A 25,031-nucleotide genomic window follows, 5' to 3' on the forward strand; every position below is an offset into this window, starting at 1 on the left:
GGCCCAGCCTGTTGATTTCTCTGGATTTTCCTAATCAAGACCGGCGCACGCATTCCGGTTTTCCGGAAATCCGGAATGCGGCCGTCCGGATCGCCGGACGGATCGCGCCTTTCGTCCGATGTTTCCGTGCCGAACCGCCTGCTCGGCAAGCACATGCGGCGCCGGTGCGACGAGCAGGATGAAACCGTGGTACGTCGCGATCATCCGCGCCGTTGGCGCGAAGCTGAAGCCGCGCCGCGCGGGCGCCGTGCTCATACGACGCGGTCGGCCCGCAATTGCGCGATCTCGCGCTCGGACATCCCGAGCCAGCCGCCGAGCACGTTCGCGGTATCCGCGCCGAGCACGGGCGGCGCGCCGCGCACGGGCAGGCGCTCGCCGTCGAAGCGGTACGGCGGCGCGAGCACATCGACCTCGCCCGCGACCGGATGCGGCCGCCGCGTGACGAGCCCGGCCGCCTGCGCGCGCTCGGACGTGAGCGCCTCGCGCAGGCCGAGCACTTCGCCGCACGGAATGCCGGCCTCCGCGAGCGCCGCGAGCAGCGCCGCGCGCGTCCGCGCGCCAAGCTCGCGGCGAATCTCCGGCAACAGCTCGGCGCGATTCGCGGAGCGCGCGATGTTCGTCGCGAAGCGCGCGTCGGCCGCGAGCGCCGGCCGGCCGATCACGCCGCAAAAGCGCGCGAACTGCGGGTTGTTGCCGACCGTGATCACGATCGGGCCGTCCGACGCGTCGAATACGCCGTACGGAACGATCGACGGATGCGCGTTGCCGTAGCGCGGCGGGTCTTCGCCCATCAGCAGCGCCTCGAGCCCGTAGTACGACGTGACCATCAGCCCGCAATCGAAGAGCGCCATCTCGATGCGCCGCCCGCGGCCCGTCGCTTGCCGCTCGTAGAGCGCGGCGAGGATCGCCTGCGCCGAATACATGCCGGTGAAGAGGTCCGCCACCGCGACGCCGAACTTGAGCGGCGGCTGCCCGGCGTCGCCGTTCAGCGCCATCAGGCCGGCCTCGCCCTGCACGACGAGGTCGTAGCCCGGCCGGCTCGCTTCGGGCCCCGAGCGGTCGTAGCCGGAAATCGCGCAATGGACGAGCAGCGGATTCAGCGCGGCGAGCGCGTCGTAGCCGAGGCCGAGCTTCTCCGCGCCGCCCGCCTTGAAGTTGTGCACGAGGACGTCCGCCTGCGCGGCGAGCGCGCGCGCGACGCGCTGCCCCGCCGCCGCCTGCAGATCGACGCAGATCGAGCGCTTGCTGCGGTTCACGCTGTTGAAGTAGGTCGTCTCGGTATCGCCGACGCGCATGCCCCAGTCGCGCGTGTCGTCGCCGCGCTGCGGATGCTCGACCTTGATCACTTCCGCGCCGAGATCCGCGAGCACCATCGCGCACCACGGTCCCGCGAGCACCCGCGAGAAGTCGAGCACCTTGACGCCCGCGAGCGGCTGCGCACCTCGTTCGTTGCGCATCTTCGTCTCCTCCGTCCGTTCGCGGTTCATTGCTTCGACAGCGCGATGTAGCGCGCGAGATGATGATCTTCGTCGCCGAGCTGGTGATCGATCATCACGAGCCGCTTCGCATAGTGCGACAGCGGCAGCTCCCACGTCATCCCGATCCCGCCGTGCAACTGGATGCTCTCCTCGGCAACCAGCGTGCCGATCCGGCCGACGCTGTACTTCGCCGCGGCAAGCGCCCGCTCGCGCGCGACGCGCGGCGCGTCGAGCTGCGCGGCGGCGTTGATCACGGCGGAGCGCGCCTGCTCGATTTCGAGCAGCACGTCCGCCATCCGGTGCTGCAGCGCCTGGAAGCCGCCGATCGGCACGCCGAACTGCTTGCGCGTGCGCAGGTAGTCGAGCGTGTGCGCCTTCGCGACGTCCATCGCGCCGAGCGCTTCCGCCGCGAGCGCGAGCAGGCCGAAGCCGATCGCGCGCTCGATCGCGTCGGCCGCCTCGCCCGGCGCGCCGAGCAGCGCGGCGTGGGCGAGCGTCACGCGCTCGAAGCGCACGTCGGCCGCCCGACCGCCGTCGATCTTCCGATAGCCGCGCACCGACACGCCCGGCGCCGACTTCGGCACGACGAAGAGCGACAGGCCCGCCGCGTCGTCGTCGCCGCCCGCGGTGCGTGCGCTGACGACGTAGAACGTCGCGTGCTCGCCGCAGTCGACGACGGCCTTCGTTCCGTCGAGCACCCAGTGATCGCCTTCGCGCATCGCGCACGTGCGCACCGTGTGCAACTCGTGGTGCGTGTCGGGTTCCGCGTGCGCGAACGCGCCGATCGCGCGGCCTTCGATCAGCTCCGCGACGAGCGCGCGATGCGCGTCGCCGCCCGCGTCGGCGAGCGCGCGCCCGGCCATCAGCGCGCCCGCGAACGGCTCGACGACGAGCCCGCGCCCGAGGCATTCGAATACGAGCGCGATGTCGAAGCCCGCGCCGCCGAAGCCGCCGCAGTCCTCGGGAAACAGCGCGCCGATCGCGCCGAGTTCGGCGAAGCGCCGCCACATGTCGTCGCTAAAGCCTGCGTCCGACAGCGCGACCCTGTCGCGCACGGCAAACGGATATTGCTCGGCGACGAAGCGATTCAGGCTGTCCGCCAGCATCCGGCGGTCTTCGGTATGTCGAAAGTCCATCGTGTTCTCCTGTCGACCAGAGTTGGCGCTTTAGCGCTTACTCTGGTCCCATGCATCGCTGTCGACCAGAGTTGGCGCTTTAGCGCTTACTCTGGTCCCATGCACCGCTGTCGACCAGAGTTGGCGCTTTAGCGCTTACTCTGGTCCCATGCACCGCTGTCGACCAGAGTTGGCGCTTTAGCGCATACTCTGGTCCCATGCACCGCTGTCGACCAGAGTTGGCGCTTTAGCGCTTATGTCGACCGGAGTCAGTGCTTCAGCATCGACTCCGGTCCCACGCTTCGCGCTCTGGTCCCCCGCAAAACCTACAGCCCGAGGATCATCTTCGAGATGATGTTCTTCTGAATTTCGTTCGAGCCGCCGAAGATCGACAGCTTGCGATTGTTGAAGTACTGCGTCGCCGCGCTCGCCGCTTCGGGCAGGCCGCCGAGCGGTTCGCCGTCGTGGCCGGCGTCGAGCGCTTCGTCGACGAACGGCTGCGCGTACGGCCCCATCGCGCGCCGCATCAGCGACGAGATCTCCTGGCGGATCTGCGTGCCGCGAATCTTCAGCATCGAGCTCTCGGCGCCCGGCGCGCCGCCGCCCGCGACCGCCGCGAGCACGCGCAGATTCGTCGTCTTCATGTTGTCGAGCTCGATCTCGACGCGCGCGACACGCGCGGCGAAGAGCGGATCGTCGGCGAGCGGCCGGCCGTTCTTCTTCACCTTCGCCGCGACCGCGCGCAGCCTCTCGAGCGCCGCAACCGAGAAGCCGACGCCCGCGATGTTCGTGCGCTCGTACGTGAGCAGGTATTTCGCGAAGGTCCAGCCGCGGTTCTCTTCGCCGACCAGGTTCTCGACGGGCACGCGCACGTCGGTGAAGAACACCTCGTTCACTTCATGCTCGCCGTCGAGCGTGACGATCGGGCGGACTTCGACGCCCGGCGAATTCATGTCGACGAGCAGGAAGCTGATGCCTTCCTGCTTGCGCACGTCGGTCGCGGTGCGCACGAGGCAGAAGATCATGTTCGCGTAGTGGCCGAGCGTCGTCCACGTCTTCTGGCCGTTGACGACGTAGTGATCGCCGTCGCGCACCGCGCTCGTTTTCACCGACGCGAGATCCGAGCCCGCGCCCGGCTCCGAGTAGCCCTGGCACCACCAGTCGGTGCCGTCGAGGATGCGCGGCAGCCAGCGGCGCTTCTGCGCTTCGCTGCCGTACTTGATCAGCACCGGGCCGAGCATGTTCACGCCGAACGGCACGATGCGCGGCGCGCCCGCGAGCGCGCACTCGTTGTCGAACAGGAACTTCTGCGCGACGCTCCAGCCGGAGCCGCCCCACTCGCGCGGCCAGTGGCTCGCGAGCCAGCCCTGTTCGTCGAGGATCGCGTGCCATTCGCGCATGTCCTCGCGCGTGAGCCGCAAGCCGCCCTTCACCTTGCGCGCGATGCGCGGCGGCAGCTTGTCGGCGAGAAAGCGCTGCACTTGCGCGCGGAACGCTTCCTCTTCTGCGGTGAAATTCAGATCCATGTGGCGTAGTTCTCGAATGCTTGAGGCAATTGAATTGACGGGCGATCGAACACGGCGTCAGTCGATGCGGTTCAGGCTCGCGAAGGTCTCGCCGCGCGCGACGAGATCGACGAGGAGCGGCGACGGCTTCCAGAAGACCGGGTCCTCGATCGCGAACGCACGGATGTCGGCGAGCACGTTCGCGAGGCCCACGGTGTCCGCGTAATGCATCGGGCCGCCGCGATAGCGCGGGAAGCCGTAGCCGTGCAGGAACACCGCGTCGACGTCGAGCGGGCGCAGCGCGATCTTCTCGTGAACGACGTTCGCGCCTTCGTTGATCATCGCGGCGAGATAGCGGCGCACGATTGCTTCGTCGGTGAACGCGCGCGGTGTCACGCCCTTCTGCGCGCGCGCGTCGGCGACGATCGCCTCCACTTCCGGATCCGGCGCGCCGACGCGCGCGCCGTCCGGATACAGGTAGTAGCCGCGGCCCGTCTTCTGGCCGAACCAGCCGCGCTCGCACAGGCGGTCCGGGATCTCGACGTAGCGCAGCCGCGGATCGCGCGTCGGCGCGCGGCGCTTGCGCGTCGCCCAGCCGATGTCGCCGCCCGCGAGGTCCACGACCTGGTACGGCCCCATCGGGAAGCCGAATTCGCGCACCGCGCGGTCGATCTGATACGGCGACGCGCCGTCTTCCATCATGTAGTCGGCGGCCGTCCGGTAGACGGCGAGCACGCGATTGCCGATGAAGCCGTCGCACACGCCCGCGCGCACCGGGATCTTCTTCAGCTTCTTCGCGAGCGCGAACGCGGTCGCAACGACGTCCGCGCTCACCTGCGCCGGCACGACCACTTCGAGCAGCTTCATGATGTTCGCGGGCGAGAAGAAGTGCAGGCCGATCACGTCGGATGCGCGCGCGACGCTCGCGGCGATTTCGTCGATGTCGAGATACGACGTGTTCGTCGCGAGCACGGCGCCCGGCTTGCAGACGCGCGCGAGCTCCGCGAACACGGCCTTCTTCACCGCCATGTCCTCGAACACCGCTTCGATCACGACGTCGGCCTGCGCGAGTGCGTCGTACGACGTGCAGCCCTTGAAGCGCGCGAGACGCGCGGCCTGCGCGGCGGGCGTCATCCGGCCCTTCGCGACAAGGCCCGCGTAGACCTTCTCGACATGCGCGCGGCCGCGTTGGAGCGATGCGTCGTCGCGCTCGATCATCGTCACCGGAAGGCCGGCGTCGAGCGCCGCGACCGCGATGCCCGCGCCCATCGTGCCGCCGCCGACGACGCCGATCCGCTCGATCGAGCGCGCCGCGCCGCGCCGCGTTTCCGGCGACTTCGCCGCTTCGCGCTCCGCGAAGAACGCATGAACGAGCCCCGCGCGCTGCGGGCTGTCGAGGCATTCGAGAAACAGCCTGCGCTCGGTGCGCAAGCCCTCGTCGATCGGTTGCGCGAGCGCCGCGGCGACCGCGTCGACGATCTTCGCCGGCGAGAACAGCCCGCGCGACTTCTTCGCGACGTCGGCGCGCGCCGCGTCGAGCGCCGCTTCGGCCGCCGCGCGATCGGCGAGCCCTTGCGCATCGCGCGTGCGGCGCACGGGCGCGCCCGCCGCGAGCAGTTCCTGCGCGTACGCGAGCCCTTCGGCGAGCGTGTCGTCGCTGTGCGCGAGCCGATCGACGAGGCCGAGCGTCAGCGCCTCCTCGGCCGACGCGTGCCGGCCGCTCAGCATCAGGTCGAGCGCGGCCTTCGCGCCGATCAGGCGCGGCGTGCGCTGCGTGCCGCCCGCGCCCGGCAGCAGGCCGAGCTGCACTTCCGGCAGGCCGAGCTTCGCGCCCGGCACGGCGATCCGGTAGTGCGCGGCGAGCGCGATCTCAAGGCCGCCGCCGAGCGTCGCGCCGTGCAGCGCGACGACGACGGGCTTGCCGCTCGTCTCGATCCGGTTGCACACGTCGGGCAAGAGCGGCGGCACGGGCGGCTTGCCGAATTCGCGGATGTCCGCGCCGGCGATGAAGTTGCGCCCGGCCCCGACGATCAGCACGGCGGCGAGCGCGGCGTCGGCGTCGGCCGCGTCGAGCGCGTCGACGAGACCGCGCCGCACGGCGGCGGACAGCGCGTTGACGGGCGGATGGTCGATCGTGACGACGAGCACCTTGTCGCGCCGCTCGCGCGTGACGGTGCCGGTTTCGTGGGATGCCTGCTGATTCATGTCTCTCGCTCCGTACGGAATGCGCGCCTTCGCTCCAACAGACAGGGCGCAGGGTTTGCCATGATTCTCGATTGATCTAGATTGATTGACAATTCCAGCTTTCTTTAACAACCTGTCAAGCCATATTTGACAAACACTTTGGACAAGCGGGCACGGCGATGGATCTGAATGCGCTCACGCTGCTCGTCGACATCCTCGACGCGGGCAACCTCAGCAAGGCGGCGCAGCGGCTCAAGATGAGCCGCGCGAACGTCAGCTACCGGCTCAACCAGCTGGAGAAGTCGATCGGGCTGCAGCTCGTGCGGCGCACGACTCGGCGCATCGAGCCGACCGAGATCGGGCTGCGGCTCTACGAGCACGGCCGGCGTATCCAGAACGAGCTGTTCGCCGCGCGCGAGGCGGTGACGACGCTCGGCCTGGACTTGCAGGGCCGCGTGCGACTGTCGGTGCCAAGCGGCTACGGGCAGCTCGTGATGTCGAACTGGCTGATCTCGTTCAAGCAGCGCTATCCGGGGATCGTGCTCGACGTCGTGTTCGAGAACCGCGTCGAGGATCTGATGCGCGACGAAGTCGACATCGCCGTGCGCGTGATGTCCGAGCCGCCGCAGAATCTCGTCGCGCGCGACATGGGCGCGGTGCGCTACGTCGCGTGCGCGTCGCCCGGCTTCGCCGCGACGCACGGGATGCCGACCGAGCTCGATCAGCTGTTCGACGCGCCCGTGATCACGGCGACGGTGGTCGGCCGGCAGTTGCGCGTCGCCGCGTATCTCGGCGACGAGCGGCACGAGGTGCTGCTCGAGCCGACGCTCATCTCCGAGAATTTCCTGTTCCTGCGCCAGTCGATCCTCGCCGGGCTCGGCGTCGGCATCGTGCCGGACTACGTCGTGCACGACGACGTGCGGCGCGGCGCCGTCGTCACGACGCTCGACGCGTACCGGCTCAGCATCTTCGGCACGCACATGTACATGCTGTACATGCCGAACCGGCATCACACGCGCGCGACTTCTACGTTCATCGAATTCGTGCTCGAAGAGGCGAGGAACGCGGGGCGCGGCCGATGACGCGCGGCGGCATCGGTTCGGCCGGGCGATGCCGGACAGCCGCGCCGATCGGGCGCACGCCGCCCCGGTCGATGGCCGACGGCGGCGTCAGTCTCTCATGCTCGCGCGGCGCATCGCGCGCCGATTGGATGTCGATCGCCGCAGCGACGCGCAGGGCGATGTCGATCGCGATGGCGCTGACAGGCTCGACACGCATCCCCTCGCGAGTCGGCGAAAGGTGCGCCGCATGGCGGTTCGACACGGACGACGGCATGCCGAAGACAAAGCCCGCGCGAGGCGGACGTCCGGAAACGAGCCGGACCCACCGGACATCGCCGCCGGGTTGGCGCCGCCGACCCGAGACGGCAGTCCGCGCGACGTTCGCACATACGCGTCTAAGGGTTTATTGTCGGATGACAAGCCGCTTCCGGCGCGGCGACAATAGCGCGCCCGCGCGGCGCCGCGCGGGCGCTGCCGCCGTGTGTCGTCGTCGCTGTCTTTCCTTCGTACCGAGGTGTTCATGACCGACCGGATCCGTCCGCGCTCGTCCAACCCGTGGGCAGGCGCGATCGCCGCCGCCCTGTTCGCCGTCACCGCCGGATGCGCGAACGCGCCCGGTTCGGGCGCGCCGAACGCCGCGGCTGCCGCATCGGCTTCCGCAGCCTCCGCGGCTTGCGCGACGCCGACGGCGGAACCGCAGGCCGCGCCCGCCGAGCTGTCGAGCTGGGTCGACAAGCCGGGCTGGACCTCGCAGCGCGACATGATCGCGGCCGCGCATCCGCTCGCCGCGCAAGCCGGCCAGGAGATGCTGAAGGCGGGCGGCACCGCGGTCGATGCGGCGATCGCCGCGCAAATGGTGCTGATGCTCGTCGAGCCGCAGGCGTCGGGGATCGGCGGCGGCGCGTTCCTGCTGCACGCGGACGGCAAGACGGTCGAAGCGTACGACGGCCGCGAGACCGCGCCCGCCGCCGCCACCGACCGCCTGTTCTACGGCGCCGACGGCAAGCCGCTGCCGCCGTCGGCGCTCGGCGCACGCGCGGTCGGCGTGCCGGGCGTGCTGCGAATGCTCGAGCTCGCGCATCGCGCGCACGGCAAGCTGCCGTGGCGGCGCCTGTTCCAGCCCGCGATCCGGCTCGCCGAGCAAGGCTTCCCGCTCGGCCCGCGACTCGCGGCGACGATCGCGAACGATCCGTCGCTGGCAAGCGATCCTGCCGCGCGCGCGTACTTCTACGACAAGAACGGCGCGCCGAAGCCGGCCGGCACGACGCTCAAGAATCCGCAACTCGCGGCGACGCTCAGGCTCGTCGCCGCGCACGGCGCGAACGCGCTCTATACCGGCGCGATCGCGCGCGACATCGTCGCGAAAGTCCGCCAGGCGCCGAATCCGGGCATGCTGAGCGTGCAGGATCTCGCGCAGTACCGCGCGAAGGTCCGCGAGTCGCTGTGCGCCGACTATCGCAAATGGACCGTGTGCGGGATGCCGCCGCCGTCGGCGGGCGGGCTCGTCGTCGCGCAGATGCTCGGCCTGCTCCAAGCGCAGCCGGACTGGCGGCAGATCGGCGCGCAAAAGCCGGTGCGCAACGCGACGGGCCTCGAGCCGACGCCGTTCGCCGCGCATCTGTTCAGCGAAGCGGGCCGCCTCGCGTACGCGGACCGCGCGCAGTACGTCGCCGATCCCGATTTCGTCGCGCCGCCGGGCGGCAGTTGGAAGAGCCTCGTCGAGCGGCGCTACGTCGCCGAGCGCGCGCGCCTGATCGGCGACACGACCGTCGGCAGCGCAAGCGCCGGCTCGCCGTCCGGCCTGCCGCCCGCGTCCGCCGCGGACCGCGGCGCGGAGCCGCCGTCGGCGTCGCAGATCACGGCCGTCGACCGCTACGGCAACGCGGTGTCGATGACGTCGACCCTCGACGACCGGTTCGGCTCTCGGCTGATGGTGCGCGGCTTCCTGCTCAACAGCCAGTTGCTCGACTTCTCGCCCGTGTCGACCGAGCACGGCAAGCCGGTCGCGAACCGCGTGCAGCCGGGCAAGCGCGCGCGCTCGACGCTCGCGCCCGAGCTCGTGTTCGAGAAGGGCTCGCGGCGGCTGATGATGGCGCTCGGCTCGGCGGGCGGCGCGTCGACCGCGAACTACGTCGCGAAGACGCTCGTCGGCATGACCGATTGGGGGATGACGATGCAGCAGGCGATCGCGCTGCCGAACTTCGGCTCGCGCAACGGGCCGACCGAGCTCGAAAAGGGGCACGTGTCCGATGCGCTCGCCGATGCGCTGAAGGAGCGCGGACACGACGTGCGCATCGTCGAGCTGGGGTCGAGCCTGCAAGGGATTCAGCGGATCAACGTCGAGGGGCGGTCGGTATGGTTCGGCGGATCGGATCCGCGGCGCGACGGCGTCGTGGCGGGGGATTGAGCCCGCCGCGGGCGCCGCGTCTCGCGAAAAGCACAAAAGAACCGCAGCCTTCGCGGCCATGCCGTTCGGTTAAGCGTGGTTCGCCGTGGCCTAGCCTTGCAGACCAACGAAAAAGGCCGCTCCGGTATCAATCGGAGCGGCCTTTTTGATCTTAGCCGAACGGCATGGCAGCCTTCGCTGCGGGTTTTTCATCGAATAACCGGACGTCGGTTGGACGGACGGTCCGGCCGGACCGTCGCCTACCGTCAAACCACCCCGGCGCCGTGCGCCTGGAGATCGGCGTGATAGCTCGACCGCACCATCGCGCCGACGGCCGCGTGCGTGAAGCCCATCTGGTACGCCTCGTCCTCGTACATCTTGAACGTGTCCGGGTGCACGTACTCGCGCACCGGCAGGTGGTGTTCGGACGGCTGCAGGTACTGGCCGATCGTCAGCATGTCGACGTCGTGCGCGCGCAGATCGCGCATCACCTGCAGGATCTCTTTGGGCGTCTCGCCGAGGCCGACCATCAGGCCCGACTTCGTCGCGACGTCCGGATGCAGCGCCTTGAAATCCTTCAGCAGCTTCATCGAATGCGCGTAGTCCGAGCCGGGACGCGCCTCCTTGTACAGGCGCGGCACCGTTTCGAGATTGTGGTTCATCACATCGGGCGGCGCGGCGTTGAGGATCTGCAGCGCGCGGTCGAGGCGGCCGCGGAAGTCCGGCGTCAGGATCTCGATGCGGGTCTGCGGCGACTGCTCTCGCACTTCGCGGATGCACTCGACGAAGTGGCCGGCGCCGCCGTCGCGCAGGTCGTCGCGGTCGACGCTCGTGATCACGACGTACTTGAGCTTCAACGCCGCGATCGTGCGTGCGAGGTTCTTCGGCTCGTCAGCATCGAGCGGATCGGGCCGGCCATGGCCGACGTCGCAGAACGGGCAGCGGCGCGTGCACTTGTCGCCCATGATCATGAACGTCGCGGTGCCCTTGCCGAAGCATTCGCCGATGTTCGGACAGCTCGCCTCCTCGCACACCGTGTGCAGGTTGTGCTCGCGCAGGATCGTCTTGATCTCGGAAAAGCGCGAGCTGCCGGTGGCCGCCTTCACGCGGATCCAGTCGGGCTTCTTGAGCTTCTCGATCGGGATGATCTTGATCGGAATCCGCGCGGTCTTCGCCTGCGCCTTCTGCTTGGCGGTCGGATCGTACGCGGGCGCGGCCGGTTCGGCGGGTGCGGGGGGAGCGGTAAGGTCAGTCATTCGATTGTTCCAGTGCCTGCTGCGGCAATGCGGCGGCCGCGGTTGCGCCGTCGAGGTTGGCGATCAGACGGCGCACGAGCGTCCGTGCGACTTCGTGCCAGTCGGCGGTCGCGCCGAGGCTCGCCATGTCGATCGTTTCGAGTCCCGCGTAACCGCACGGGTTGATCGCGAGAAACGGACGCAGATCCATCTTCACATTGACGCTCAGACCGTGATAGCTGCAGCCGTTGCGGATCTTGAGACCCAGCGCGGCGATCTTCGCGCCGCGATGCGGCCCCGATTCCACGTAGATTCCGGGCGCGCCGGCCTTGCGGATCGACGCGAGATTATACGCCGCGAGCGTCTCGATCACGGCCTCCTCGATCCGCGTGACGAGCGTGCGCACCATCAGCTTGCGCCGCCTCAAGTCGACGAGCAGATAGGCGACGATTTGCCCCGGACCGTGATAAGTGATTTGCCCGCCGCGGTCGACCTTCACGAGCGGCACGCCGCTGTCGGCGACGAGCAGGTGCGACGGATTGCCGGCCTGGCCGAGCGTGTAGACGGGCGGATGCTCGACGACCCAGATCTCGTCGTCGGTGTCCGGCGTGCGCGCGTCGGTGAACGCTCGCATCGCGTCGAAGCACGCTTCGTAAGGCGTTTCGCCGAGCCAGCGAACCGTGACGGGCAGCGCGGAGGACGAACACGAGGAAGCCGACGCGGCGGCGTCGGGCGCGGAGGGCGCGACGGAAGCGGGTGGCACGATGGAAACCGGCGAGGCTGACATGGGCGGTAGTTTACCGAAAACCCATGCACCTCGCCGGTGCCCGAAGGGGACGGATCACGCGGCGGCACGCACCGGCGACCACAGGGCGCTCAGACGGTGCGCCACCCGTCGCGAAAGAGCGCGGCGAAGCGCGTCGCGAACCGCACGATGCCAGACACGGCCGCCTGCTGCGGCGGCATGGCGATCGAAAACGACACGCACGCGCTCGTCTCGCCGTCGGCGCTCAGCCACAGCCGCTCGCCGCGCCGCAGCTTCAGCGTCTCGCCCGGCGACAGGAAATAATCGTGGACGTCGTTACTGCGCGTCGCCCACACGGACGCGCCGCGAACGCTCAACCGCGTGCTGCGCACCACCTTCATCGGCACGGTTTCGCCGGGCTGGATCTCGAACGTAATGCTTGAAGAAATCTCTCTCATGACACGCTCCGCCAAAAGTGTTCCAGTGGCTACAATCGTAGTGCGCACAAGGCTTGGCGCAAAACGATCGATTTTCACGTGCTAGTGAGAAAAACTAACCGATGAACCTGCGTCAACTGCCGATGCTGAACGCGCTGCGCGTGTTCGAAGCCGCCGCGCGGCACGAGCGCTTCTCGCGCGCGGCGGACGAGCTGTCCGTCACGCACGGCGCGGTCAGCCATCAGATACGCGCGCTCGAAGCCGAGCTCGGCGTGCAGCTGTTCGCGCGCCACGGCAAGCGGCTCACGCTGACGGACGCGGGCGGCCGCTACGCGCAGCAGGTGCGCGCCGCGCTGACGCTCATCGCCGACGCGACCCGCGACATCCGCGCGAGCGACCGCGACAAGCGGCTCGTCGTGTCGACGCTGCCGTCGTTCGCCGCGCGCTGGATCACGCCGCGGATCGGCCCGTTCATCGAGCGGCATCCGGAAATCGATGTCGAATTGCGGGCGAGCGACGCGCTCGTCGACTTCGCGCGCGATGACGTCGACGTCGCGATCCGCTTCGGCTACGGCATTTATCCGGGGCTGTACGTCGAGCCGCTCCTCGACGAGACCTTCTTCCCCGTCTGCGCGCCGACGCTCAACGGCGGCGTGCTGCCCGAAACGCCCGCCGATCTCGCCCGCTATCCGCTGCTGCGCTCGGACGACGAGCTGTGGCGCCCGTGGTTCGACGCGGCGGGCCTCGACACGTTGACCGAGCCGAAGCGCGGCGTGCTGTATCAGGATTCGTCGAATCTGCTGCAGGCGGCGATCGACGGTCAGGGAATCGCGCTCGTGCGGCGCTCGCTCGCGGTGCCGGAGCTGGCGGCGGGCAGGATCGTGCGGCTGTTCGACATCGCGGGGCCGAGCCCGTGGCACTACTTCTTCGTGTGCCCGCCGTCGCTCGCGCAGACACCGCGCGTACAGGCGTTCCGGACCTGGCTGCTGGAGGAGATCGCGCGCTTCAACGCGGTGTGCGCGACGCTGGAGGCGCAGCACGCGGCGGCCTGTGCGGCCGCGCGTGCGCGAAGGGATAGTAGGACTGGCGGGGACTAGCCTGGCGGCCAGCCGTCAGAGCACGACCTTGACCATCGGGTGGCCGGTCAGCGCCCGGTAGATGTTGTCGAGCTGCGCCTGGCTCGTCGCCCGCACGGTGATCGTGAGGCCCGTGTAGTTGCCGCCGCTCGACGCACGCTCCTCGATCTTCTCGAGATCGATCTCGTTGTCGTGGACGCTCACGACCTTGAAGATCGTGTCCTTGAACTCCGGATGCGCGCGACCCATCACCTTGATCGGGAAATCGCACGGAAATTCGAGCAGCGTTTCCTTGGGCGTCGCGATTTCGCCCGTCAGCTCGACGGTCTTGTTTGATTCGGTCATGTCGTTCTCCACGCGTCGAGGGCCGGGCCCGCTCAGACGCTTTCCATCTCGTGCGCCTTCGCCCGCTGGTACGCGGCGTACAGCGCCTCGAACACCGGGCCCGGCCGGCCGCCCTGCACGGGCAGGCCGTCGAGCAGGGTCACGGGCAGGATTTCCTTCGTCGCCGACGTGAGCAGGATCTCGTCGGCCGCGCGCAGTTCCGCCTCGTTGATGTCGCGCGCGACGAAGCGAATCCCGCACGCCTGCGCGAGCTCCTCGACGAGCGCGTAGCGGATCCCTTCGAGAATCCTGTTGCTGCGCGGCGGCGCGACCAGTTCGCCGTTCTTCACGATCCACACGTTCGACGACGAGCCTTCCGTCACGTTGCCGTCGCGCAGCTGGATCGTCTCGACTGCGTCGCGCTCGGCCGCATGCTGCGCCATCAGCACGTTGCCGAGCAGCGACACCGACTTGATGTCGCAATGCAGCCACCGGCGATCTTCGGCCGTCACGCAGCGCACGCCCTGCGCGCGCTGCGCGTCGGTCGGCAGCGACAGCGGGCTCGCCATCGCGAACACCGTCGGCACCGCGTTCAGCGGAAATGCGTGGCCGCGCTTCGCGACGCCGCGCGTCACCTGGATGTAGACGATCGCGTGCTGGCCGTCGCCGAGCGCCGCCGCGTTTGCGTCGACGATGCGCGCGACGAGCGCGCGCCAGCCCGCTTCGTCGTGCGGATCGTCGATGCCGATCTTCTTCAGGCTGCGCGCGAGACGCGCGAGATGCTGCGCGATCCGGAACGGCGCGCGGCGCGCGCCGTCGGCGTAGATCGGCACGACTTCGTACACGCCGTCGCCGAAGATGAAGCCGCGGTCGAGCACCGGTACGCGCGCTTCGGACAGCGGCACCAGTTCTTCCCGCGACGCGACGCTCAGGTAGACGGTCGGTTCGATATCGGCTTGGCTCATGGCGTTAAACGAGTGACGAAATCATGACGAAGGAATCCGGTCCGGATGAATCCGGTCCGTAGGACCCCGGCCCCGAGAGGCCCGGTCCGGCGGGACCCGGACAGCTTACTTCTTTTTGCTGAACATCAGCAGGATCGAATCCCAGATGCGGCCGAGGAGGCCCGCTTCCGGCACCGGCTGCAGCGCGACGACCGGGAATTCCGCGATCGTCTTGCCGTCGGCGACGAGCTTCACCGAGCCGACCGTCTGGCCGTCCGCGAGCGGCGCGATGAGCGGCGCGTTCAGCGCGACTTCCGGCTTCACCTTGTCCGCCAAGCCGCGCGGCACCGTGATGAACTGATCCTTCTTCACGCCGACCTGCACGTTGTTGCTCTTGCCCTTGTAGACGCGCGGCGTGTCGATCGCCTGGCCGGCCTTGTAGAGGCGCACCGAATCGAATGCGGTGTAGCCGTAGTTCAGCATCTTCATGCTGTCCTGCACGCGGTCGCTTTCCTTCGTCTCGCCCATCATCACGGTGACGAGGCGGCGCGTCGCGTCGGTCGCGCCCGGCAGCGAGCGCTTTGCCGACGCGATCAGGCAGTAGCCCGCCGCCTGCGTGTGGCCGGTCTTCAGACCGTCGACGGTCGGGTCGAGCCACAGCAGACGATTGCGGTTCGGCTGCCTGATGTTGTTGTACGTGAAGTCCTTGACCGAGAAGATGCTGTAGTAGTCCGGATAGTCGCGGATCAGGTGCGTCGACAGCTTCGCGAGGTCGCCCGCCGTCGTGTAATGCTGCGGGTCGGGCATCCCGTTCACGTCGGCGAAGTGCGTGCCCTTCATCCCGAGGCGCTGCGCTTGCGCGTTCATCATGTTGACGAACTGCGCTTCGCTGCCGCCGACGAGCTCGGCGAGCGCGATCGCGGCGTCGTTGCCCGACTGGATGATCATCCCGTAGACGAGATCGTGCACGCTGACGGGCTTGTTCGCCTCGATGAACATCCGCGACTCGTCACGGCCGACGCGGCGCACCGCTTCGCCCGGCGTAACGATCTGCTCCATCGTGATCTTCTTCGCATCGAGCGCCTCGAACACGAGGTACGCCGTCATCAGCTTCGTCAGCGACGCGGGTTCGACGCGCTCGTCTGCGTTGCCCGATGCGAGCACCTGATTGCTCGTCGCGTCGACGAGCGCCCATGAGCGCGCATTCACGCCGGGCGGCGGCACCGCGCCCGGCGCATATGTGGCGGGTGCGCCCGTCGGCGCGGCGGCGGGCGCGGCGGCCGCGTGCTTCGCCTTGGCGGCGGGCTTCGCCTGCGCGACGGCGATCGTCGACACGAGCGCGGCGGGCAGCACGACGCCGAGCGCGACATTACGCGCGGCGACGGCAAAGGCGGTGGAGGTGGCGAGTGACGTGAGGCCGAAGGAAGACAGACGCATATCGATTCAGGCTGATGGCAGAAATTGCAGCGCACACGGGGCGCGCGGTTGAAGGGCCGGCGGCGGCGTTCCGGCGGCATTTCTGGGAAGGAAGGCTCGCGAAACGCGCCGATTGGACAGGCGGCGGCGCGATCGGTTCGCTAAGCGAAAAGCGGCGCGGCGGCCTGCACGGCGCATCGGACGTCCGTGCGGACGGGCCGACGCAAAACCCCGCCATTATACGGAAGTTCGCAGCGGCGCTTTTCGGGATTGGGGAGCTTGTCACGTGGCGGGCGGTGTGATTCCGTCGCGGCGGGCGGGCCGGCGGCCGATCGCGGGTCGATCTCTGGCCGATCGTTTGTCGATCACGGACGGAACGGTGATCGCGCCGGACGCCCGTGTCGCGTGCCGTAATTACCATGCAGTCGTCCAAGCCGCGTGCCGCGCCGCTCGGTGTCGCTCGGTGTCGCTCGGTGCCGTGCCGCTCGGTGCCGCTCCGTGCCGCTCGGTGCCGTGCCGCTCGGTGCCGCTCGGTGCGGTGCCGCTCGGTGCCTCTCGGTGCCGCTCCGTGCCGCTCGGTGCCGTGCCGTGTGGTGCCGCGCTGCGCCTGTCGTGCGACTCGACCGCGCCATCCATGCACGCCGAGAGATGCAGCACCACGCCGCAGCGATCCGCCGCAACGCGTCCGGCGCGGCGAACGTCCGACATCCGCCCGCTCGTCGCTCGTCGCTCGTCGCTCGTCGCTCGTCGCTCGCCGCACGGCTCACGGCTCACGTCGAAACGAAACGCCGCTCGTCGCGCGTCAGCGCCACGCGCCGACGACGACGCGCTTCAGGATGTGCAGCTTGCGATGGAAGAAGTGCTCGGCGCCCGGAATCACGACGACGGGCAGCTCCTGCGGCCGCGCCCAGTCATAGACCGACGCGATCGGCACCGTGTCGTCGTTCTCGCCGTGGATCACGATCGTGTCTTCCGGCACGTCGGCGACCTGCCAGCGGCTCGCCGCCGTGCCGACGAACACCATCCGCTCGATCGCCTGCCCCGCGTCGCGCAGCCGCTTGCCGACATGCGATAGCACGAACGTGCCGAACGAAAAGCCGGCGAGCACGATCGGCAGCTCCGCGTGGCCGGGCAGCGAGCGCATGTGCGCGAGCACCGCGAGCAGATCGTCGACCTCGCCCGTGCCGTTGTCGTGCGCGCCTTCCGTCGCGCCGACGCCGCGGAAGTTCGAGCGGATCACCGCGTAGTTCAACTGGACGAAGATGCGCGCGAGCGTCTGCGCAACCTTGTTGTCCATCGTGCCGCCGAAGAGCGGATGCGGATGCGCGACGAGCGCGATCCCGCGCGGCGCGGCCGAGCCGTCGCGCACCGCGTCGGGCAGGTCGATCGCGATCTCGATGTTGCCGACCGGGCCGGCGATCAGGGATTTCTGGGTGTAGGCGTTCATGCAGCAGCGTGCGGGGTGATTCGAAAAACCGTGCTCAGATTCTCAGTCGCTCGACGACCTGGCCGTCGCGCAGATGCGATTCGACGATTTCGTCGATGTCGTTCTTGTCGACGTACGTGTACCAGACGCCTTCCGGATAGACGACAACGACGGGACCTTCCTCGCAGCGGTCGAGGCAGCCCGCCTTGTTGACGCGCACCTTGCCCGCGCCCGCGAGGCCGAGCGCCTTGACGCGCTGCTTCGCGTATTCCTGCATCTCCTGCGAACCGCAGTTCGCGCAGCTCGGGCGCTCGGCGCCCTTTTCGCGCTGGTTCAGGCAGAAAAAGACGTGGTGTTGATAGTAGGGATCCATGATGTGGCCCATTGCGTGCGGGCGCCGCGTGAGCGCCCCGCGTTGTCGGATGGAATCGGCAGGCGAGTGGCCGATTATAGCGAGCGGCGCCGTTTGCCGCTGGCGCCGCGCGAAGCGCCCGCCGCGCGCCTCGCGAGCCATGCGCGCTCCGCGCGTCCGGCGAGCCAGACGAGCGCCGCGTACGGCCAGATCCACGCGAGCCAGCGCGCGATGCTGTTGAAGTGCACGTAGCGGCCCTGCTGCCAGCCGGACAGCGCGAAATCGAAGAACGGATTGACGGGCAGCACGTTGACGAGCACGAGCGCGACGGCGAGCGCCGCCGCGGCCAGCGCCGCGCGCCACGCGCTCGCGAGCCGCAGCGCGGCGAGCGCGGCGACGAGACCCGCCGCGATGCCGAGCCGCGCGCCGGGCGTCGCCCAGTCGAACACGAGGCCCGTGTACGACTGCATGAACGTCGCGGCCGCCTTCAGCGCGAGCGCGAACACGGTGAAGCCGACGACGAGCCGCACGCGCGGCGCGCGCTCGCGCATCGCGAGCGACGCGACCGCGAGCGCCGCGAACAGGCCGAGCGCGGCAATCAGCGTCTCCCACGCGGAATCGGACAGCAAGCCGTCGAGCCGGCCCGGCCACGCGGGCACGTTCCACGCGGCGGGCGTCCACGCGAGGAGCGCGCCGCGCATCGACACGTCGGCGCTCTCCCAGAGCTCGCTCGGCCAGTCGCCGATGCCGAACAGGAACGGCGACGGAAACAGGATCGCGCCCGCCCACAGCGCGGCGAGAAAGATCGGCGTCGACGCATCGCGCTCGAACCACGCGAAGCGCACGCGCCGCACGACGCCGCGCTCGATCAGCGCGGTCGCGGCGGGCGCGGCGAGCGTCGCGCCGATCAGCGCGCCGAGCGCGTTCGCCGCGAGATCGAGATTCGACGACACACGCGCCGGCAGATACGTCTGCAGCGCTTCCATCGCGCCCGACAGCAGCGCGCCCGCCGCGGTCGCGGCGAACACGGCCGGCACGCCGCGCAGCGGATAGAGCGCGAGCACCGCGAGCGCGCCGAACGGCAGATAGCCGAGCACGTTGGTGACGATGTCGAACGCGGTCAGATAGCGCGGCAGCGGCGCGAGCAGATAGTCGAACGGGCCGATGCCGAGCGAGCGCCAGCCCGTGAACGGATAAAGCGACGCATAGAAGACGAGCGCCGCGTAGACGGCGAACGCCTGACGCGCGAGCGTCGAATGACGACGCTGCCAGCGCGCGGCGCGTTTCATCTCGGCGGCGCCGCGCACGGCGCGGCAAACGCGACAAACGCGGCGTGCGCGGCGGCGTTCATGGCGCGGCGGCGTACGCCTGGACGCCGAGCCACGCGACGAGCTGCGAGACGAGTTCGTCGCTCGCCGTCGCGAGCGCCTGCGCGCCGCCCGCCGCATCCGGCGTGCTCGACGGCGCGCGCGACACGAACGTGCGCTGGCCGAGCACCTTGCCGTCCTGCGTGAGCGTCGCGCGCGCGGTGACGGCCGCGTGGCTCTCCGAGCGGCCGTCGAACACCTGCTCGAACTCGGACAGCTCGACCTTCAGCACGGGCGCGCGCACGCTGTCCCCGCCCTCGAGCACCGCGCCGCGCTGCGACAGCGCGCCGCGCAGCCTTTGCGTCAGCAACTGCGAGGGCGGCGCGGTCCATTTGCTGTCGCGGTACACGGCGATGCGCTGCGCGTCCGTGTACGCGAGCCGGTAGACGAAGCGGTCCGAATTGAGTGCGTCGGGCGCGCTCACGTCGAGCACCTTGAGCGCCGGACCCGCGCCCGCCGACGCGGCCGGCTGCGCGGGCCCGAGGTCGTAGCGGATGTTCGAGAGCGCGGCGGGCGTCCCCGCGCAGCCGTTCAGGCTCGCGATCGTGAGCGCCACGGCGAGCGCGAGCGCCGGACGGCTTCGGCGGAAGAAAGGATCTGACATGAAGTGTGCGTGCATCGCGAATTCCAAGATAGCTTATTTGGCGGGCGTGGCGCTCGGCCACACGAATCCCGTCTCGCCCGGGCCCGGCTCGGCGAGCGGCGCGCCGAACAGCAGGCTGCGCGGATTGCGGCCGACGTCGCCCGCGACGGCCTTCAGCGTGCGCGACGCGTCGCTGACGTTCGTCGCGAGCGCGTTGAAGCGCGGCAGCGTGTCGTAGCGCACGCGCGCGCTCAGCTCGGCGAGCGTGTCGTTCATCGACACGAGCGCCTGCCCCGCGCGATTCAGGTTTGTGACGAGCGGCCCGCCCGGCGCGACGAGCGCGTTCGCCGACGTGAGCGCATGGTTCACGTGCGCCATCGTCTCCGGCATCTGCGCGAGCGCGGGCTCGACCTGCTTCGACAGCTCGGCAACGCCGTCGGCCGCATGCTGCATGCTCGCCGCGGTCGCCTTCAGTTGATCGCGCATGTCCGGCGACAGCATCTCGTTGACGCTCTTCGCGGCGATCTCCATCTGCTTGAGCAGCACCTCGCCGCGCTGCTGGAGCTGGTCGAAGAGACTCGGGTGCATCGGAATCTGCGCGACCGCCTTCGCCGACGTCGGCAGCGGCGCCTGATCGGCGCCCGTGTCGTCGAGCTGCACGAACGCGATGCCCGTCACGCCCTGAAAGCCGAGGCTGCCGAACGTCGAGCGCGTGATCGGCGCGTTCGTGTCGACAAGGATGCGGATCACGATCTCGCCCGGATGCCCGCGGTCGAAGTTGATCGACTGCACCTTGCCGACGTCGAGCCCGCGATAGCGGACCGCCGCGTCGGGGAAGAGCCCCGTCACGTTCGAGCGCGACACGAGATCGTAAGGCACGCGCACCGTGCGATCGACGTTGAACCAATAGACCGCGCCGACGATCGCGAGCAGAAGCCCGATCGTGAACAGGCCGGCCCAGAACGCGTGTGATTTGTTTTCCATGCGGGGATTCCCTCGTTTTACAGCTCGACGTCCGAAGGCGCCGGTTCGAGCGCCGCCCTCGGCAGGCGCGCGCGACGCTCGGGCGGCAGCGCCTGCAGCGCGCGGCGGCCGCGCCGCCCGAGAAAGTATTCGCGGATGAACGGATGATCGACGCCCGCCGCCTCTTCGACGGGCGCGGCGACGAGCACCTTGCGCTCGGCGATCACCGCGACGCGCGTCGACAGCGCGACCATCGTGTCGAGATCGTGCGTGACCATCACGACGGTAAGGCCCAGCGTGCGATGCAGCGTCGCGATCAGCTCGACGAACTCGTCGGACGCGCCGGGATCGAGCCCCGCCGTCGGCTCGTCGAGAAACAGCAGCTCCGGCTCGAGCGCGATCGCGCGCGCGATCCCGACCCGCTTGACCATCCCGCCCGACAGCGCGGCCGGCATCTTCGACGCGTGCTTGCACGGCAGCCCGACCATCTCGAGCTTCAGCATCACGATGTCGTGCAGCAGGTCCTCCGGCACGCGGCCGAGCTCGCGCAGCGGCTGCGCGACGTTGTCGAACACGGTCAGCGACGAGAACAGCGCGCCGTGCTGGAACAGCATCCCCGAGCGGCTGCGCATCACGCGCGCGGTCTCGGCGTCGATCTTCGACGTGTCCTCGCCGAACACCTTGATCGTGCCGGACGTCGGCCGCTCGAGGCCCAAGATCTGCCGCACGAGCGTCGTCTTGCCCGAACCGGAGCCGCCGACGATCGCCACGATCTCGCCCGGGCGCACGTCGAAGTCCAGGTGCTCGTGGACCACGTTGCGCCCGTAGCGCTTCGTCAGGTCGCGCACCTCGATCACGAAATCGTCGTCGCGCGCGCTCATCCGAGCCCCACGTTCTGAAAGAGGATCGCGAACACCGCGTCGGCGAGGATCACGACCGTGATCGACGTGACGACGGACGTCGTCGTCCCTTCGCCCAGGCTCTGCGAGTTCGCCTTGATCCGGAAACCGAAGTGGCACGCGACGAGCGCGATCAGCATCCCGAACACGACGCCCTTGCCGAGCCCGATCCACAGGTTCGCGATCGGCACGACGGACGGCAGCGAACGCACGAAGAAGTTCAGGTCGATGGCGAGCACGAACTTCGCGGCGAGCGCGCCGCCCGTCAGCGCGATGACGTTGGTCCACATCACGAGGAGCGGCATCGCGACGCCCAGCGCGAGCACGCGCGGCAGCGTGATCCGCAGGCCGTGCGGGATGCCCATCACGCGCATCGCGTCGAGCTCTTCCGTCACGCGCATCACGCCGATCTGCGCGGTGATCGCGGAGCCCGAGCGGCCCGCGACGAGGATCGCCGACAGCACCGGCCCAAGCTCGCGGATCACGGACAGGCCGAGGATGTTGACGATGTAGCGGTTCGCGCCGAACAGTTGCAGTTGCTGCGCGGACAGATAGGACAGCACGATGCCGATCAGGAACGCGACGAGCGCCGTGATCGGCAGCGCTTTCGCGCCCGCGGCGTAGACGTTCGCGGAGATCTCGGTCCACGGCATCGTGCGCGGCCGGCGCAGCACCGACAGCAGATCGATGATCAGCCGGCCGAGCAGCCCGATGCCGCCGTACAGATGCTCGCCGAACGTGAAGAGGCCCTGGCCGAAGCGCGTGACCGGATCGATCCGCACGACGGGCTCGGGCGCCTCGCGGCCTTCGTCGAGCCGCTCGATCCGCTCGAACACGGTCCGCTGGTTGTCGGTGAGCGCGAGCCCTTCGGGCAGCCGGCGGCCCCACACGCGCCAGAGCGCCTGCCCGCCGACGTGGTCGAGCCGGACGACGCCGGACAGATCCCACTCGCCGACGGGCTCCTTCGCGAGCCGCGCGATCCGGCGCGCGACGTTGCCGCGGTCGCGCGCGAGGGCAAGCGCCGTCCACTGCCCGTAAAGGTGCACGGTCTGGCCTTGGCTGCCGGAATCGACCGACAGGCCGGGGGGAGTCTGGAAGTCCAAAGGTCGGTTTTGCAAAACGGTGACAGCGGCCATTGTAGCGAACCGCTTCGCCGCGCGAAGTCTCGTTTCACCGGCCGCCCGGCGCGGTGCGGCGGCGCGCGCGCACGAAGCGCGCGGGCTGCACCGGCCGTTCCCGCAGCGCGCAAGCTTGCGATATGCTTTCCGAGCGCCTTCCGGTTGGCCGTCCAGGCGCTTTCATTCTTCGGTCATGTTTCCTTTCGATACTCTCACGCGCTGGATGCCAGGCCGTCGGCCATGCGCCGCTCACGCCATCCCCGGCTCAACGGAAACAGAACAGGAAAAAAAACCGATGCCATTCCCCTTGCGCTTTCGCCGGCGGCGCGCTGCCGCCGCCCTCGTCGCATGCGCGGCGCTCGTCGCCGGCTGCAACGACGACGTCGACCCGACGCCGCCCGCCTCGTCCGACGCGCAGACGCCCGCCGGCACGAAAGCGACGCTCGCCGTGCTCGAGACGACCGATCTGCACACGAATGTGCTGTCGTACGACTATTTCAAGCTCGCCGCCGACCAGTCGCTCGGCTTCGAGCGCGTCGCGACGCTGATCGCGCAGGCGCGTGCGCAGTATCCGAACACGCTCTTGCTCGACAACGGCGACACGATCCAGGGCACGGCGCTCGCCGACTACCAGGCGCTCGTGAAGCCCGTGTCGTGCAGCGACACGCTCGCGATCTACAAGGTGATGAACGCGGCGAAGTTCGACGGCGGCGGGATCGGCAATCACGAATTCAACTACGGGCTGCCGTACCTGTCGCAGGTGACGGGCAACACGTTCGCCATCGACGGCCTGCCCGCCCCGGCGCAGCAGAAGAAGTGCGCGGGCCCGGCGTTCCCGCAGGTGCTCGCGAACGTGATCAGCGCGAAGACGAACGCGCCGCTCTTCACGCCGTACACGATCCTTTCGAAGACCGTCACCGCGACGGCGCCCGACGGCCGCACGATTACGGCGCCCGTGAAGGTCGGCATCATCGGCTTCACGCCGCCCGCGATCATGAGCTGGGACAAGCGCTGGCTCGACGGCAAGGTCTACACGGCGGGCCTGAAGGAGGCGGCCGAGAAGTACATCCCCGAGATGCGAGCGAAGGGCGCGGACCTCGTCGTCGCGATCTCGCACGGCGGCCTCGACAACTCGCCGTATTCACCGACGATGGAAAACGGCAGCTGGTGGCTGTCCACCGTGCCCGGCATCGATGCGATGCTGATCGGCCACTCGCACCAGGTGTTCCCGGACGCGTCGAGCACGATCGCGCAGTTCAACCTGCCGGGCGTCGACAAGGCGAAGGGCACGGTCAACGGCGTGCCGACCGTGATGGCGAACTACTGGGGCAAGCATCTCGGCGTGATCAAGCTCGGTCTCGCGTTCGACGGCAAGACGTGGAGCGTCGACAAATCGCAGACGACCGTCGAGGCGCGCTCGATCCAGAACGCGGACAAGCGCTACGTCGAGGCGGATCCGTCGGTTTCGGCGGCGATCGCGGCCGAGCATCAGGCGACGATCGACTACGTGAAGACGCCGATCGGCAGCACCGATTACCGGATGAGCAGCTATTTCGCGGACGTGGGCGACCCGGGCGCGATCCAGATCGTCAACGAGGCGCAGGCCGACTACGTCGCGAGCTACGTGCAGGCGAACCTGCCGCAGTACGCGTCGGTGCCGGTGCTGTCGGTGAGCGCGCCGTTCAAGAGCGGCTTCGGCGGCGGCACCGACTTCACCGACGTCGCGCCGGGCGCGCTCGCGATCAACAACGCGGCCGACCTCTATCTGTACCCGAACACCGTCTACGCGGTGAAGGTGAGCGGCGCCGACATCAAGAACTGGCTCGAGACCGCGGCGAAGCGCTTCAACACGATCGATCCGACGAAGGCGACCGCGCAGAAGCTCGTCAGCGCGTTCCCCGGCTACAACTTCGACATGTTCACGTCCGCCGATCTGCGCTACGAGATCGACGTGACGCAGGCAGTCGGCAGCCGGATCAAGAATCTCGCGTACAAGGGCGCGCCGATCGATCCGAACGCGCAGTTCATCGTCGCGACGAACAACTATCGCGCGAGCGGCGGCGGCAACTTTCCGGGCCTCGACGGCAGCAAGACGATCTTCGCGTCGCCCGACGCGAACCGCGACGTGCTGATCGCAACCATCAAGAAGCGCGGCCAGCTCACGCGCACGGCCGACGGCGCGGCGCGAAGCTGGCGCTTCACGAAGCTCGCGAGCTCGGTCGCGCACGTGCAATTCGCGTCGGCGCCGAACCTCGTCGCGCTCGCGAACGCCGCGGGCCTCGCCGGCATCACGCAGGTCGCGGCCGACGACGGCTCCGGCAAGGGACTCGCGACCTATGAGATCGATCTGACGCAATGACGAAGCGGGCGTGAGGGGCGCGCAGGTCGGTCGTCGGGGGGGGGGGGGCGGGGGGGCG

At 69.1% G+C, this 25,031-nt stretch carries 22 protein-coding genes; 4 read left to right on the forward strand and 18 right to left on the reverse strand.

Translation table 11 applies throughout. The features are described 5' to 3' along the window. Window positions 1–251 precede the first annotated feature (251 nt). The 4 genes from WS62_RS02580 to WS62_RS02595 form a co-directional block, all read right to left on the reverse strand. Window positions 252–1,457: a CaiB/BaiF CoA transferase family protein gene (locus WS62_RS02580; protein WP_066567371.1), complete on the reverse strand. Its 1,206-nt coding sequence runs from the start codon at window positions 1,455–1,457 to the stop codon at window positions 252–254. 26 nt (window positions 1,458–1,483) lie between these two features. Next, window positions 1,484–2,614, reverse strand: coding sequence for an acyl-CoA dehydrogenase family protein (locus tag WS62_RS02585; protein WP_066567269.1), 1,131 nt, complete (start codon window positions 2,612–2,614; stop codon window positions 1,484–1,486). Window positions 2,615–2,919: 305 nt separating this feature from the next. Then, entirely contained in the window at window positions 2,920–4,119 is a 1,200-nt protein-coding gene (locus WS62_RS02590) for an acyl-CoA dehydrogenase family protein (RefSeq protein ID WP_066567271.1), read from the reverse strand. A gap of 57 nt (window positions 4,120–4,176) precedes the next feature. Continuing rightward, entirely contained in the window at window positions 4,177–6,303 is a 2,127-nt protein-coding gene (locus WS62_RS02595; protein WP_066567278.1) for a 3-hydroxyacyl-CoA dehydrogenase NAD-binding domain-containing protein, read from the reverse strand. Between the two features lie 158 nt (window positions 6,304–6,461). Between WS62_RS02595 and WS62_RS02600 the strand changes: the two genes are divergently transcribed. Continuing rightward, window positions 6,462–7,364: a LysR family transcriptional regulator gene (locus WS62_RS02600; RefSeq protein WP_066567280.1), complete on the forward strand. Its 903-nt coding sequence runs from the start codon at window positions 6,462–6,464 to the stop codon at window positions 7,362–7,364. On the opposite strand, the gene WS62_RS35815 is transcribed toward WS62_RS02600, so the two are convergent. After that, the gene (locus tag WS62_RS35815) at window positions 7,315–7,617 is read right to left on the reverse strand and encodes a hypothetical protein (RefSeq protein WP_156440838.1); all 303 of its coding nucleotides are present in this window, start codon (window positions 7,615–7,617) and stop codon (window positions 7,315–7,317) included. The genes WS62_RS02600 and WS62_RS35815 overlap by 50 nt on opposite strands. Window positions 7,618–7,863: 246 nt before the next feature. On the opposite strand from WS62_RS35815, the gene WS62_RS02605 reads away from it, so the two are divergent. Further along, on the forward strand, window positions 7,864–9,750 hold the full coding sequence (locus WS62_RS02605) for a gamma-glutamyltransferase family protein (RefSeq protein WP_066567288.1): 1,887 nt from the start codon (window positions 7,864–7,866) through the stop codon (window positions 9,748–9,750). Between the two features lie 245 nt (window positions 9,751–9,995). On the opposite strand, the gene lipA is transcribed toward WS62_RS02605, so the two are convergent. The 3 genes from lipA to WS62_RS02620 form a co-directional block, all read right to left on the reverse strand. Continuing rightward, a complete protein-coding gene (gene lipA, locus WS62_RS02610) occupies window positions 9,996–10,985 on the reverse strand; it encodes a lipoyl synthase (protein ID WP_066567290.1) in 990 nt (329 codons plus the stop codon). After that, window positions 10,978–11,751, reverse strand: coding sequence for a lipoyl(octanoyl) transferase LipB (gene lipB, locus WS62_RS02615; protein WP_066567292.1), 774 nt, complete (start codon window positions 11,749–11,751; stop codon window positions 10,978–10,980). Before lipB ends, lipA begins: the two co-directional genes overlap by 8 nt. 89 nt (window positions 11,752–11,840) lie before the next feature. Continuing rightward, window positions 11,841–12,167, reverse strand: coding sequence for a DUF2917 domain-containing protein (locus WS62_RS02620; RefSeq protein ID WP_066567294.1), 327 nt, complete (start codon window positions 12,165–12,167; stop codon window positions 11,841–11,843). Window positions 12,168–12,268: 101 nt separating this feature from the next. On the opposite strand from WS62_RS02620, the gene WS62_RS02625 reads away from it, so the two are divergent. Beyond that, a complete protein-coding gene (locus tag WS62_RS02625) occupies window positions 12,269–13,243 on the forward strand; it encodes a transcriptional regulator GcvA (RefSeq protein WP_066567297.1) in 975 nt (324 codons plus the stop codon). 15 nt (window positions 13,244–13,258) lie between these two features. On the opposite strand, the gene WS62_RS02630 is transcribed toward WS62_RS02625, so the two are convergent. From WS62_RS02630 to WS62_RS02680, 10 genes are all read right to left on the reverse strand, one after another. Beyond that, the gene (locus WS62_RS02630; RefSeq protein WP_059471985.1) at window positions 13,259–13,567 is read right to left on the reverse strand and encodes an HP0495 family protein; all 309 of its coding nucleotides are present in this window, start codon (window positions 13,565–13,567) and stop codon (window positions 13,259–13,261) included. Between the two features lie 32 nt (window positions 13,568–13,599). Continuing rightward, a complete protein-coding gene (locus WS62_RS02635; RefSeq protein WP_066567299.1) occupies window positions 13,600–14,511 on the reverse strand; it encodes a D-amino acid aminotransferase in 912 nt (303 codons plus the stop codon). A gap of 105 nt (window positions 14,512–14,616) precedes the next feature. Next, window positions 14,617–15,927, reverse strand: a complete 1,311-nt coding sequence (locus WS62_RS02640) for a D-alanyl-D-alanine carboxypeptidase family protein (RefSeq protein ID WP_066567301.1) — start codon at window positions 15,925–15,927, stop codon at window positions 14,617–14,619. Between the two features lie 781 nt (window positions 15,928–16,708). Beyond that, window positions 16,709–17,353 carry an alpha/beta hydrolase gene (locus WS62_RS02650; RefSeq protein ID WP_066567306.1) on the reverse strand — a complete coding sequence of 215 codons (645 nt, stop codon included), beginning with the start codon at window positions 17,351–17,353 and terminating at the stop codon, window positions 16,709–16,711. 34 nt (window positions 17,354–17,387) lie between these two features. Then, window positions 17,388–17,705: a (2Fe-2S) ferredoxin domain-containing protein gene (locus WS62_RS02655; RefSeq protein WP_059471986.1), complete on the reverse strand. Its 318-nt coding sequence runs from the start codon at window positions 17,703–17,705 to the stop codon at window positions 17,388–17,390. 74 nt (window positions 17,706–17,779) lie between these two features. Continuing rightward, the gene (locus WS62_RS02660; RefSeq protein ID WP_066567377.1) at window positions 17,780–18,973 is read right to left on the reverse strand and encodes a VanZ family protein; all 1,194 of its coding nucleotides are present in this window, start codon (window positions 18,971–18,973) and stop codon (window positions 17,780–17,782) included. Window positions 18,974–19,031: 58 nt separating this feature from the next. Next, window positions 19,032–19,670 (reverse strand): ABC-type transport auxiliary lipoprotein family protein, encoded by a 639-nt coding sequence (locus tag WS62_RS02665; protein ID WP_066567374.1) that lies wholly within the window; start codon window positions 19,668–19,670, stop codon window positions 19,032–19,034. An 18-nt stretch (window positions 19,671–19,688) separates the two neighbouring features. Continuing rightward, the gene (locus tag WS62_RS02670; protein WP_066567314.1) at window positions 19,689–20,618 is read right to left on the reverse strand and encodes an MlaD family protein; all 930 of its coding nucleotides are present in this window, start codon (window positions 20,616–20,618) and stop codon (window positions 19,689–19,691) included. 17 nt (window positions 20,619–20,635) lie between these two features. Then, on the reverse strand, window positions 20,636–21,478 hold the full coding sequence (locus WS62_RS02675) for an ABC transporter ATP-binding protein (RefSeq protein WP_066567316.1): 843 nt from the start codon (window positions 21,476–21,478) through the stop codon (window positions 20,636–20,638). Next, a complete protein-coding gene (locus WS62_RS02680; protein ID WP_066495590.1) occupies window positions 21,475–22,599 on the reverse strand; it encodes an MlaE family ABC transporter permease in 1,125 nt (374 codons plus the stop codon). Before WS62_RS02680 ends, WS62_RS02675 begins: the two co-directional genes overlap by 4 nt. Window positions 22,600–22,909: 310 nt before the next feature. Between WS62_RS02680 and WS62_RS02685 the strand changes: the two genes are divergently transcribed. Next, entirely contained in the window at window positions 22,910–24,973 is a 2,064-nt protein-coding gene (locus tag WS62_RS02685; RefSeq protein ID WP_066567319.1) for a bifunctional 2',3'-cyclic-nucleotide 2'-phosphodiesterase/3'-nucleotidase, read from the forward strand. Window positions 24,974–25,031 lie beyond the last annotated feature (58 nt).

The organism is Burkholderia sp. ABCPW 14 (assembly GCF_001523835.1).
Classification (GTDB): domain Bacteria; phylum Pseudomonadota; class Gammaproteobacteria; order Burkholderiales; family Burkholderiaceae; genus Burkholderia; species Burkholderia mayonis.